The sequence below is a fragment of the Flavobacterium sp. LC2016-12 genome, from assembly GCF_015351595.1.
Classification (GTDB): Bacteria; Bacteroidota; Bacteroidia; order Flavobacteriales; family Flavobacteriaceae; genus Flavobacterium.
In genome coordinates, this window is sequence record NZ_JADKPT010000004.1 from 303,205 (window position 1) to 315,613 (window position 12,409).

Genomic DNA, 12,409 nt, shown 5'->3' on the forward strand with positions numbered 1-12,409 from the left:
ATGTTTATAGAAAAGAAAATCTACAGCACTTCAAAACCCCAGAGGGTGAAATAATAAACGTTCTGTAATTTTTATATCGCTCCAATGGAGCTTTAATCAAAACGTAATAAATTTAGCTATAAACATTCTGCTCCTCTGGAGCTTTAAATCGCATAAATGCTATTTTGGCAAAAAAAGATAATCGAAACTATTAATTTCTTCAAAAAAGTACACATTAGATTATAAAAGGCATTTTCTATGTTGTAAATTTGCACACGTTTCATTCCTCTTCAAGAAAAGAAACGTATTATTTAAAATCCGTGAATTCGTGGCTATACAAACAAATTATAAAACAGCTTTACAACATAAAATCTTCGGAATTATTTCGCAGGCTTCTCAGGAACTAAACGTGGACAGTTACGTTATTGGTGGTTTTGTACGTGATTTGCTTTTAAACCGAGGTTCTAAAAAAGACATTGATGTTGTTGCCGTTGGAAGCGGAATAGAATTGGCTTTGAAAGTTTCTGAATTGCTTCCAAAAAAACCAAAAGTACAGGTTTTCAAAACATACGGAACTGCAATGCTTCGTTTTGAAGATACTGATATAGAATTTGTTGGTGCACGAAAAGAATCTTATAATTTTGACAGCCGAAACCCGATTGTTGAAAATGGTACTTTAGAAGATGATCAAAATCGTCGTGATTTTACAATCAATGCTTTGGCTCTATCATTAAACGAAAAAACATTCGGAGATCTTTCTGATCCTTTTAATGGGTTGGCTGATTTGGAGAATAAAACAATTAAAACACCTTTAGATCCGGACATTACCTATTCTGATGATCCGTTGAGAATGCTTCGTGCCATTCGTTTTGCGAATCAGTTAGGTTTTGAGATTGAGAAAAATTCTCTTGATGCGATTACTAAAAACGCGGAGAGAATTAAAATCATTTCCGGAGAAAGAATTGTCGATGAATTGAACAAAATTCTTTCGACAGATAAACCTTCGATCGGATTTTTACTTTTGTACCAAACTGGACTTTTAGATATTATTCTTCCTGAATTAACAGCTTTAAATCAGGTAGAAGAAATTGAAGGTCATACCCATAAAAACAACTTTTACCACACCTTAGAAGTTGTCGATAATATTTGTCCAAACACAGATGATGTTTGGTTGCGTTGGTCGGCTTTGTTACACGATATTGGAAAAGCACCGACAAAACGTTTCACTAAAAAACAAGGCTGGACTTTTCACGGTCATGAATTCTTAGGAGGAAAAATGGCTAAGAAAATTTTTGAACGTTTGCACATGCCATTGAACCATAAAATGAAGTTTGTGCAAAAAATGGTGATTATGAGTTCGCGTCCTATTGTTTTGGCACAAGATATTGTAACAGACAGCGCTGTTCGCCGTTTGGTTTTTGATGCTGGTGAAGATGTGGAAGATTTAATGACTTTGTGCGAAGCGGATATTACAACTAAAAATCCGGCAAAGTTCAAGAAGTACCATAAAAACTTTGATATTGTTCGCAAGAAAATTGTTGAAGTTGAAGAACGCGATCACGTTCGTAATTTTCAGCCACCAATTTCTGGTGAAGAAATCATGGAAATCTTCAACTTGAAACCTTCCCGTGAAATTGGAGTTTTAAAAGAAGCTGTAAAAGAAGCAATTTTAGAAGGTGATATCCCGAATGAATATCAGGCTGCTTATGATTTTATAATCAAAAAAGCTGAAAAAATGGGTTTAAAAAAAGGTACATAGTAACAAAGGCACGAAGCAACAACGGTTTAAAACTTTACTTTAAAATTGTAGGAAAATTTACTTAATTTTGTAAAAAATATAAGTCATGACAGCATCCGAATTAAAACTCTATTTATTAGAAAAAATAATAGAAACAACTGATATCGATTTATTGTTAAGAATAAAATCTTTATTAGAAGAGAATAATTATGCCGTATCAGAAGAAAGCTTAGCTGAAGTCAATGAACCAGCTTTAAAGTATGAAAAAAATATACGGATTTTTACTCCCGAAGAACAAAGAAAAATAGATCAGGCATTAAGAGAATACGAAAATGGCGAATGTATTTCTGATGAAGAAGCTCAACGAGAAATACAGGCATGGTTAGAAGATTAATTTGGTCAATTACTGCTCAAAATTCAAGGAAGAGTATTTTTGATTATTGGAATTTTCGAAATAAATCAAAAATATATAGCAATAAATTGAATGTCCTTTTTAATGAAAATTTAAAAATTGTTTTAAGGCTTCCTGAATTTGGTAATTCCATAAATAACTCAGATATAAAATTCATAATTATTAGTCATTTTGAATTAACTTATAAAATAACGCCAACCGAAATTATCGTTCTGGACATCTGGGATACTAGGCAACGTCCTGATAATTTTCCATTTAAATAAAATTAAAAAACTTAGCATCTCAGAATCTTAGTCACTAAAAAAAGAATGAAAAAACATTTCCCTACAATCGCAAAAACAGCATTAGTTTTAGTTTATTTAGTAATTGTCGCAGGAGCTTTAGTTCGTATGACAGGATCTGGAATGGGTTGTCCGGATTGGCCGAAATGTTTTGGATATTACATTCCACCAACAGATTTAAAAGAATTGACCTGGGAGCCGAACCGTGCATTTGAAAAAGGACAGGTAATTATTAAAGATGAAAGTCTTTTGGTTGCAAAAGATAATTTTACTACTGAAACTTCTTTTGATCCTTCACATTGGGAAAAATATACCAAACACGATTACGCGCTTTTTAATCCGTTGCATACCTGGATTGAATACATCAACAGACTTTGTGGTGCTTTGGCAGGAATGGCTTGTTTTTTTATGGCTATCGCTTCTTTCAGATTTTGGAAACAAAATAAAAAAATCACTTTACTTTCCTGGTTGGTAGTATTTATGATGGGCTTTCAGGCCTGGTTGGGCGCAAAAGTGGTTTACTCTGTATTAAACCCAATAAAAATAACAGTTCACATGGTTATGGCTTTGGTAATTGTTGCCGTAATTTTATACATCATTCAATTGGCAAGACCAAAATTAGCTACTGTAAAATACAATTCTACTTTTAGAAACGTGCTTTTGTTTTCGCTTCTATTGACTTTAATTCAGGTAGCCATTGGAACACAAGTGCGTCAGTTTGTAGACGAGCAAGTTAAAAATGGTTTGACTGCAAGTATTCTATGGTTACAAAATCCATCAGTTACTTTTTATGTTCACCGCTCTTTTTCTATTTTAGTGTTATTAGTAAATGTTTATTTATACATTAAAAACACCAAATTTGGCTTGGGGTATTCAAAAATAAACTGGGTAATTGCAATAATTGGAGTTGAAATTCTCACCGGAATGGCAATGGCATATCTTGATTTCCCAATAGGAAGCCAGGCGATACATTTGGTATTAGCTTCTATCCTATTCGGAATTCAGTTTTATATGATTTTGGAAGCTAAGAAACCTACCCCAGCCAACTCTTAAAATCCTGAACTTTTTCACGACTTACAATTACCTCATCTTCTTTGTATGAAGGTAAAATTACTTTTAGGCGAGAATTGGTGTACACCTGAATTTCTTTTATAGCCTGAAGCGGCACTATGAATTTTCTGCTAACGCGGAAGAAATCCTTCATGTCTAATTCCTGCTCCAGAATTTCTAAAGTCGAATCGATTAAATAGTTTCGATTATCGAAAGTATGAATGTAAGTTCCTTTATTTTCACTAAAGAAACATTCAATTTCTTCAGTAGTTATTACTTTTAAGTGTTGTCCAATTTTAACTGTGAATCGCTTTTTAAAATTCTTTTCAAAAGGATTTGAAAGCATTCTTCGTATTTGTTCAAAGTCAAGTTGAAGATTTTGATTTTCTGAATTTGATTTTGGTAAACGCGTTTTAAATTTAGTAACTGCCACTTCCAAATCATCTTCGTCAATTGGCTTTAAAAGATAGTCTATACTGTTCAGCTTAAACGCTTTTAAAGCATATTCATCATACGCTGTTGTAAAAATAATAGCACTTTTAATATCTATTTTTTCAAAAATTTCAAACGACAAACCGTCAGATAATTGAATATCCAGGAATATTAAATCAGGATGTTCATTATTGGTAAACCACTCTACAGATTCCTCCACAGAGTGCAACATGGTTTCTACGGCAATTTCCAGTTTCTCAAGCTTTCGCTGCAATAATCTTGCTGCCGGTTTTTCGTCTTCTATAATTAATGTGGTCATGTACTAAACTGAAAAATTTAAAAAATAGTTTAAAATTACTCCCATTTATTGGTATTTGAAGCTTCCTTATCCATATATTCCTGAATTTTCTTTTGCTCCCAATCCCCATTGAAAAAAATATCCGGTCCAAATACTGTAAAAGCATGGATCACTAAAGCAATACCCCAGTAAAATGCTGTCGAATAAGTATGCCAATCTAATAAACCATTTTCCTGAAGGTTCCATCCAAAAAAATCTCCATCCAAATTCGAAATAATGATTAAAATATTAATAATAATGTAAACCTTCAGGTGCGAGTAAAAGCCTTTTATTTTTTTTACTTTTTTGTATGCCCTTTCAAAACTTTCGTCATTCTTAAATTCCTGTGCGTATTCTTCGTACATGCGTGTTCTAAAACGTCCCATTTTTTTTTTAATTTTAAATTATTGCCACTTGCTTTGATTCTCTTTTTCTTTATCCATGATCTCTTTGATCTTTCTTTCTTCCCAGCCTTTTCCTAATACCGGAAATACTTCGAAAACTTTCAAACCATGAAAAACGACCCCTACTCCCCACCACATTAAAGGCCAGTAAAACCATAAATGATCTGGTGTTGTATATAAATTGATAAAAATCAAAACTATGTTAACAATAATAAAAGAAGTTAAATTACCATAAAATCCTTTTATATTCTCGACTTTCTTTTTAGCCAAATAATATTTATCCTCGTCATTAAAATTTACTTCCATAATTACTCCCATTTTTGTGTTTTTGTTCGTTTATCTAAAATATTTTTCAATTTGCGTTCTTCCCATTCTTCTCCAAAGATTTTATAATACGCAAATAAGTCAATTGCAGACACTAAAAATACACTGGTCCAAATAATCATTACAACACTGTTCAAATATATCATCGGAAAGAAATTTAGAGATATACCATAAAACTCTTTTAAAACATAAATAATTAATCCAATAGCATAAATAAATGCATGTAAATAAAAGGATCTTAGTTTGACTATCTTTTTACTAAAAATCGCTTCAAATTTAAATTTTTCCTGATTATAATTACAATTCGTTTCCATGACTATTTCCAGGTTTGTTTTTTACTTTCTTTTTCCCTTTCTATAAATTCTCTAATTTTTCGTTCTTCCCATTCTTTATTAAAAAATGGTGAAACTCCAAAAGCTTTCAATCCGTGAAATAGGACTCCTACACCCCATCCAAGTATGCACCAAATAAACCATAAATATTCTGGCGAAGTCATTAGATTTATAACAAGTAACATTATAGTTACAAGAATGAAAACTGCCAAATGCTGATAGAAATCTTTTATCTCTTTCACCTTTTTTCGAGCCTGATGATAGCGTCTTTCTTCATTATAATCTGGTTCCATAACTATTCCCAATTTTGCGTTTTCTTTTCTTTTTCCATAATCTCGCGAATTTTTCGTTCTTCCCAGTCTTTATTAAAAATAGGTGAAACTCTAAAGGCTGTCAATCCATGCATGACAATTACAAATCCCCAGCCAAGCAAAGAATACCAAAAATATAAATAGCCAGGAGAAGTCAAAAGATTTACAGCTATAACAATCGGGTTACAAAGAAAGTAGACAGTCAAGTGAGCATAAAAATCCTTAATTTCCTTTACTCTTTTTTGAGCCTGATAATAACGTTCTGCTTCAGCATAATTTGTTTCCATAATTATTTCCAGGTTTGCTTATTGTTTTCTTTTTCGAGAATCTCTCTGATTTTTCGTTCTTCCCAATCTGAACTGTAACCGAAAACTTTAAAAGCGTGCATTACAACTCCAAATCCCCAGCCTAAAGCCGAAAACCAAAACCACTGAAATCCAGGAGAATACCTCAAATTTATAAAAACTAAAAATGGAATAACACAACAATATGAAATTACATTTCCATAAAACCCTTTTAACTCCTCTACTCTTTTTTTAGCTCTGAAATAAGCCTTATTTTCATCGCTATAGTCTGCACTTGTTTCCATAACTGTTATTTGTTTCGTTAAAATCGGAATCTTAACGGTGAATGTTTCTTCATTTTGTTCAATCAATACTTTTCTGTTGGTTATAATCCCATATCGATTTACGATATTTTGCAATCCAACTCCTTGTCTGTCTTGTAAAACTTCTTTTTTCTGAAAATCATTTTGAATTGCCAAATAATCTCCGTCAATAAAAATTCGAATATGCAATGGTTTCTGTTCACTTACCACATTATGCTTTACTGTGTTTTCGAGTAAAAGCTGTAAAGACAAAGGAACCACTCTTGCTTCCGGATTAATTGCTGTCGTTGGCAATTCGTAAAACAAACTGTTTTCGAAACGCATTTTCAACAGGTTCATATAGGTTTTGGCAAACGACAATTCATCTTCTACTGAAACCAATTCCTTGTCTTTTTGCTCCAAAACATAGCGATAAATCTTAGATAAAGAAGTGGTGAATCGCTGTGCATTATCCGGATTTTCTTCAATCAAAGAACTTAATACATTTAGGCTGTTAAAAAGAAAATGAGGATCAATTTGATTTTTTAAACTTTCGAATTTCGCATTTGCCGTCCCAGCGATAATCTTTTGCTGTGTTATCTCAAATTTTGAGGCTTGTTTCCATTTTACCATAAAACTCCTTGCCTGCATAAAGGTCGAGACTCCAAGAGATAAAATGATATAAAAAAGATTCACCCAAATCATTCTTTCACTAAAAAAATTCGTAACCGGCATATCTTGTATTACTACAAAGACAATATAATTAACTGCTAAAACAGCTGGAACTGTGTATAAAACGGTAAATAAAATTCCGAAATACACTCTTAGATTTGTTTGCTCCAGCCAATCCCATTTTTTGTCTAAAAGAACATTAATAAAACCATTTCCGAAACCTAGTCCGAAAGAATAAAGGCAGCTCAAAAAGAACGTTATTAATACATTTTCAACCGTAAGATCAGCGCCTAAAAAGGCTGAGAATATTACTGTAAAAACCATAGAAATCCTTAAACAGACGATAGTTCCACTTTTTAAATTTGAAAATGTATTTCGATGTTCTTTCATTATATTCTGCTTGAATTAGTTTTATTTTTTACAATTTTTCTGTGTTTCCAAAGCTCTTTCCAATCCCCATTTTGGCGAAAAAGGCGTTTCTGGTTTAAAAGTAGCAAAAAGTTCGATAGCTTTATCAACTTGTGCGCAAAGCGGTTTTGTATCAACACCTGACCATTTTGCTCCTCCTATTTGATAATCTGCCTCACCAAAAACGATTCTTGGGTTGTTCGGGTCTATTGCTTTTCCTTTCGTGTAAGCTTCCATTACTTTAGCTGAATATTTCATTCCGTTTGTCATCGGATCTGCAACTACCCAAGCCGTATAAATCAAAGCCTGCATCGCATATAATTCTGCATTATTCTGATCCTTAATGAATTCTACATCTAAGGCGTCTTGTGCTTTTGTCAATAATAAATCGATTTTTGTTTTATCTTTCTCATTAAAAGCCGATGTAGTGTTGATTAAAGCTACATAATAATTTGGCAAATAACTTGTTTTTTCTGCCGCAGCGATTCTTTCAAACATTGCCGAAGCTTCTGCATTTTTCCCTTCTTTCCAAAGCCCAAAAGCTTTTCCCATTCCTTGTTCAAATTGTGTTTGTGCAGATAATAAACTGCAAATAAATAAAGTGGTAATTGTAATAATTTTGGTCATGACTCTTAGTTTTAAATTGTTTTTATTTGTTTCAAGTTTCAGGTTTCAGGTTTAATGATTGACGATTGAAACCCTTCTTATAATTTATACTTCAAAAGTATATCGGTTTGTACTGTTTAAAAATTAAATGATACTGAGTTGTTGAATTTGGTGACTGAATTGTTTCTTTTTTGAGGGACAAAGGTTCAGAGTTACAAAGCGACAAAGGTTTTTTACTAAAATTCTACGAAATTTGGAGGTTTTGAAATCTTAAAGAAAACCTTTGTTCCTTTGAACCTTTGCCACTTTGTACCTTCCTCTAAAGATTCTTCAACTGATTCTCATTTTTGTTCTTGCTAATCGTCCAAAAGAAACCTACGAAGAAAAAACGATCTGCAGTTGGCACAACGGCTTGTCTCTGATATACCCCGTTTGCGTCTGGCAGTTTAGCGTAATCATATCCGAATACGTTTTGGCTTCCTAATACATTTGAAACCGAGAAATACAGGATTTTTTGTGTTGTCAATAAATACGCCCAGTTAAAACTCAAACTGTTATATGATTTTGTTTTTCCATTCATAAATTGTGTTTGGTTTGGATCATTATATGGACGTCCTGAACTGTAACTGTTCGTAAAACCAATTTGCGATTTCCAATCGGTGATAAAATATTTGGTTACAATTGATAAACTGTGATTGGCAATAAAACTTGGTGTCGCCATTGTTGGAAAGTTTTTGTACTCTCTTTCAGAATCGATGTAAGAATACGAAATCCAATATTCTAAGTTTTTATACAAATTGCTGTCTCTCCAAAATAAATCTAATCCTTTCGCGTATCCTGAACCGTTATTATTGAAAACCGAATTGTATGCAATATCTCTAGTATCGTACTGAACTAAATTACTGTAATCTTTATAATAAGCTTCGGCTCTAAAAGTTTGTCCTGGTTTTGTAAATTGATAATTTAAGATATAATGTCTTGCTTTTTCACTTTCAAATTGATGGTATTTCGAATATTTAATATAATCAACAACAGGCGTTTGAGTAAAATCTCCGTAAGCGAAAGAAAACTGACTGCTTTTTGAAACTTTATAAGCTATAGAAGCTCTTGGTGCAATATTGGTTTCATTTAACAAACTATTATTTGAAAGCCTGAAACCTACTTTTGCTGCTAAATTTTTAGAAAATAAAATATCTCCTTCGGTGTAAAAAGCGGCGATGTTCGAATTGTAACCGTTTGCAACCTGAATAGAAGCATTATCGTCGAAATTTTCATTGAATTTGGTAATGAAATAATCGGCTCCAAAAGACAATTTAAAATGATCTGAAACATTTTTCCTTAGTTTCAATTTCAATTGTGCTGCATTTTCATTGCTGTCAACATCATTAATATCATATTTTACTTTATTGTTGTTGTAGCCGTAGCTGATTCCTGACGTTAATTGCCATCCTGTTCCAAAAGTTCCTTTGTAAGAAGCATTCAGGTAGAAATTATTGTTGTTTAAATCGGTTCTGATTTTATCTTCAAAGTTTACATTTTTCTGATTTAAATCAAATTTCTCCGAATCGAAAGCAGCGTATAATTTGAAAATTCCATTAGTAAAATGGTAACGATAAACCGTTTCTCCAGACAAAGATTGGTACGGATTATTCCAATCAACATTTTGCGGAACTACTGCCTGATAAGGTGCTAAATTGATATATGCAGTGTTTACGCTCAACGAACTTTTTTCCCATTTTTGAGTATTTCCCAAACCCAAACCAACGGTCATCAAAGCGATGTCGGTTTTATTCATATCTGGCTCGTCTTGTGTATTCAATAATAAAACACTCGATAAAGCCTCGCCATATTCAGCCGAATAACCTCCGGTCGAGAAAGCAATTCCGCTGAATAAAAAAGGAGAAAATCTTCCTCTGGTTGGTAAATTATTAGTTGTTGCTCCATATGGTTGAGCTACACGAATTCCGTCAACAAATGTTTGTGTTTCGCTGGCTTCTCCTCCGCGTACAAACAAACGCCCGTCTTCACCTACTGTCTGAGTCCCTGGCAAAGTTTGCAAAGCTGCAATAATGTTTCCTGCAGAACCTGCTGTGGTTACAATGTCTAAAGGTTTTAAAACCGAAACTCTTGCTTTATCTCCAGATTCTAAAGTTCCGGCCGTAATAACAACGGCATCAAGTGCATTTACATTTTCTCTTAATTTTATGATTTGATTTTTAAAATTGGTAACATCAATTTCTGTTTTGAATGTTTCGTAAAGTAAAAAACTAACAATTATAGATTGATTTCCTGCGGCGGCAGTTTCAAAAGAAAATTCACCCGTTTCAGAACTTGTCGCTCCGTCGTAAGTTCCGTCGATATAAATATTAGCGCCTGGAACTGGTTTTCCTTTTTGGTCAACCACTTTTCCGGAAATGGTGTTTTGCGCAAAAAGGAATGCTGTTAAAAATAAAAAGGTAATTGTAAAAAGTATTTTGGTTTTCATTGTATTGGTTTTTGATGAAGCAAATGTATTTTAACAATACTTGTTAAAAAATATTAAATAACCCAATTGTAGAATTTTGGGGATGAGTTGTAAAATACTTATTTGTATCTTAGCTATTGGTTCTTCTTATTTAATAAAAAACAGTAAATGAACATAGCAGTCGCACAAATAAAACCTGCAAAGGGAGATATTTCAGCTAACATAGAAAAACACCTTAAATTTGTAGAACTTGCTTCTTCATTAAATGCAAATTCTATTTTTTTTCCGGAACTCTCCTTAACAGGATATGAACCTGATTTAGCCAAAGATCTGGCAACTGACAAAGATGATAATCGTTTTGACACTTTTCAGGAAATTAGCAATCTAAAAAAGATAACAATTGGAGTTGGAATTCCAACAAAAACAAAAAGTGGACTACAAATTAGTATGATTGTGTTTCAACCGAATCAACAGAGAATCTCCTATTCAAAGCAACGGCTTCATGAAGATGAATTTCCATATTTTGAAAATGGTACTGAACAAATCATAATTAAAATTGAAAACCAAAAAATTATCCCGGCAATTTGCTATGAAAGCTTACAAATAGAACATGCCGAAAAAGGAAGTAATCTTGGAGGTGAAATTTATGTTGCCAGCGTAGCCAAATCAAAAAATGGAGTAGAAAAAGCCTTTATACACTACCCGGAAATGGCAAAAAAATATTCCATGCCCGTTTTAATGTCAAATTGTATTGGAGAATGTGATAATTTTGTAAGTATTGGTTTTAGTTCTGTTTGGACAAAAGAAGGAAAACTAGCAGAACAACTCGACAACAAAAACGAAGGCATACTTGTTTTTAATACAACAACTGAAGAAGTAATAAAGCAGATTATCTAGCAAAAATTTGATTTACACAACTGAAAATCAGCTTAAAAAAACATATTAAAAAACACAATTAATCCCTATTAGCTATGTCAGAAAGTAAAAGAGTTTCGAATTTATATCAATCCATTTATAATGGAAATCCGTGGCTGGAAGTCACTTTGGCTGACACTTTAAGCAATGTAACTGCTGAGCAAGCTTACAAAAAAGCAAATCCTAATCTGAATACGATTTGGGAAATTGTCAATCATCTTATACAATGGAGAAGGAATATTTTGAGAAGGGTCCAGGGTGAAATTGTTACAACTCCGGATCATAATTATTTTGTACCAATTATAGATTCATCTGAAGCTGCCTGGGAGCAATCTCTGCAAAGTCTCGCAAAATCTCAAGAATTATGGACCGCCTTTTTTAATGATTTTAATGATGCTGATTTTGATAAAATAGATCCAAATAACAATCATAACTTTTATGAAGATATTCATGGCATTATTCAGCATGATGTTTATCATCTGGGACAGATTGTTATTTTAAAGAAGCTAGTCTAAACTATTCCATATGAAAAACATTGATAAAGTACAAAATTTACTTCCTTTAGGATATCTTTTTCTTATACTTTTAGGAATAGCAAAAGAAAGCATATTTTATTATCAAATTGGAATAAACATCGTTAGGTATTCATCTATCATGGACATTTTAATAAGTCCGGTAGCCGCAATTACTTCACATCCTGTATTCTTTGTAACCGTATTGCTTTTATTTATTTTTTCGTTTAAGCTTCCACAGATCTTGCTAAAAAATGAAGATAAAAAAGGGCTACATAAGGTTTTTGGATCGAAGATTACTAAAACTGAGAAAACTAAAAATGAAGTTCCGGAAAAGGAAAGAATTGATTATTATAACAACGTTGCAATAGAATTTCTTGCTGCTTTTCTAATATCCATTTTCCTTGGATACGGATTTGCTGATGGCAGATATATTTCTCAAAAAATAAAAAACAATAAAATTGACTATAATTATAAGCTAAATTATACGAATGATAAATCTGAAAATGTTTATGTAATTGGTTCTAATACTGCATACTACTTTTATTTATCAGAAGGAAATCCGACAGTCAAGATTGCACCTGTAGCCTCGATCAGGAATTTGGAATTGACAAAAAACAGAATGCTAAATAAATAATACGCTGAA

At 32.6% G+C, this 12,409-nt stretch carries 15 protein-coding genes; 6 read left to right on the forward strand and 9 right to left on the reverse strand.

All coding sequences use genetic code 11. The features are described 5' to 3' along the window. Positions 1-307 precede the first annotated feature (307 nt). The 3 genes from IRZ99_RS09405 to IRZ99_RS09415 all read left to right on the forward strand — a co-directional run bounded on the left by IRZ99_RS09405 (position 308) and on the right by IRZ99_RS09415 (position 3,463). Positions 308-1,738: an HD domain-containing protein gene (locus IRZ99_RS09405; protein ID WP_194657031.1), complete on the forward strand. Its 1,431-nt coding sequence runs from the start codon at positions 308-310 to the stop codon at positions 1,736-1,738. Positions 1,739-1,823: 85 nt separating this feature from the next. Next, positions 1,824-2,111 (forward strand): hypothetical protein, encoded by a 288-nt coding sequence (locus IRZ99_RS09410; RefSeq protein ID WP_194657032.1) that lies wholly within the window; start codon positions 1,824-1,826, stop codon positions 2,109-2,111. Positions 2,112-2,437: 326 nt separating this feature from the next. Next, the gene (locus IRZ99_RS09415; RefSeq protein ID WP_194657033.1) at positions 2,438-3,463 is read left to right on the forward strand and encodes a heme A synthase; all 1,026 of its coding nucleotides are present in this window, start codon (positions 2,438-2,440) and stop codon (positions 3,461-3,463) included. Here the strand turns inward: IRZ99_RS09415 and IRZ99_RS09420 are convergent. The 9 genes from IRZ99_RS09420 to IRZ99_RS09460 form a co-directional block, all read right to left on the reverse strand. After that, positions 3,444-4,211, reverse strand: coding sequence for a LytTR family DNA-binding domain-containing protein (locus IRZ99_RS09420; RefSeq protein WP_194657034.1), 768 nt, complete (start codon positions 4,209-4,211; stop codon positions 3,444-3,446). The two genes, IRZ99_RS09415 and IRZ99_RS09420, sit on opposite strands and share 20 nt — an antisense overlap. Positions 4,212-4,246: 35 nt before the next feature. Further along, positions 4,247-4,615 (reverse strand): 2TM domain-containing protein, encoded by a 369-nt coding sequence (locus IRZ99_RS09425; protein ID WP_194657035.1) that lies wholly within the window; start codon positions 4,613-4,615, stop codon positions 4,247-4,249. A gap of 18 nt (positions 4,616-4,633) precedes the next feature. Then, the gene (locus tag IRZ99_RS09430) at positions 4,634-4,939 is read right to left on the reverse strand and encodes a 2TM domain-containing protein (protein ID WP_228519062.1); all 306 of its coding nucleotides are present in this window, start codon (positions 4,937-4,939) and stop codon (positions 4,634-4,636) included. Positions 4,940-4,941: 2 nt separating this feature from the next. Further along, positions 4,942-5,271, reverse strand: coding sequence for a 2TM domain-containing protein (locus tag IRZ99_RS09435; protein WP_194657037.1), 330 nt, complete (start codon positions 5,269-5,271; stop codon positions 4,942-4,944). A 2-nt stretch (positions 5,272-5,273) separates the two neighbouring features. After that, complete coding sequence (locus tag IRZ99_RS09440) at positions 5,274-5,582, reverse strand: 2TM domain-containing protein (protein ID WP_194657038.1); 309 nt, start codon at positions 5,580-5,582, stop codon at positions 5,274-5,276. Positions 5,583-5,584: 2 nt separating this feature from the next. Beyond that, positions 5,585-5,887: a 2TM domain-containing protein gene (locus tag IRZ99_RS09445; protein WP_194657039.1), complete on the reverse strand. Its 303-nt coding sequence runs from the start codon at positions 5,885-5,887 to the stop codon at positions 5,585-5,587. Positions 5,888-5,889: 2 nt separating this feature from the next. Continuing rightward, positions 5,890-7,248 carry a 2TM domain-containing protein gene (locus IRZ99_RS09450; RefSeq protein ID WP_194657040.1) on the reverse strand — a complete coding sequence of 453 codons (1,359 nt, stop codon included), beginning with the start codon at positions 7,246-7,248 and terminating at the stop codon, positions 5,890-5,892. Positions 7,249-7,269: 21 nt separating this feature from the next. Beyond that, positions 7,270-7,893 carry a hypothetical protein gene (locus tag IRZ99_RS09455; protein ID WP_194657041.1) on the reverse strand — a complete coding sequence of 208 codons (624 nt, stop codon included), beginning with the start codon at positions 7,891-7,893 and terminating at the stop codon, positions 7,270-7,272. A gap of 298 nt (positions 7,894-8,191) precedes the next feature. Then, positions 8,192-10,357 carry a TonB-dependent receptor gene (locus IRZ99_RS09460; RefSeq protein ID WP_194657042.1) on the reverse strand — a complete coding sequence of 722 codons (2,166 nt, stop codon included), beginning with the start codon at positions 10,355-10,357 and terminating at the stop codon, positions 8,192-8,194. A gap of 147 nt (positions 10,358-10,504) precedes the next feature. On the opposite strand from IRZ99_RS09460, the gene IRZ99_RS09465 reads away from it, so the two are divergent. The 3 genes from IRZ99_RS09465 to IRZ99_RS09475 all read left to right on the forward strand — a co-directional run bounded on the left by IRZ99_RS09465 (position 10,505) and on the right by IRZ99_RS09475 (position 12,400). Next, the gene (locus IRZ99_RS09465; protein WP_194657043.1) at positions 10,505-11,233 is read left to right on the forward strand and encodes a carbon-nitrogen hydrolase family protein; all 729 of its coding nucleotides are present in this window, start codon (positions 10,505-10,507) and stop codon (positions 11,231-11,233) included. Positions 11,234-11,307: 74 nt separating this feature from the next. Continuing rightward, positions 11,308-11,766 carry a DinB family protein gene (locus IRZ99_RS09470; RefSeq protein ID WP_194657044.1) on the forward strand — a complete coding sequence of 153 codons (459 nt, stop codon included), beginning with the start codon at positions 11,308-11,310 and terminating at the stop codon, positions 11,764-11,766. A gap of 10 nt (positions 11,767-11,776) precedes the next feature. After that, the gene (locus IRZ99_RS09475) at positions 11,777-12,400 is read left to right on the forward strand and encodes a hypothetical protein (protein ID WP_194657045.1); all 624 of its coding nucleotides are present in this window, start codon (positions 11,777-11,779) and stop codon (positions 12,398-12,400) included. The last annotated feature ends 9 nt before the right edge of the window (positions 12,401-12,409 follow it).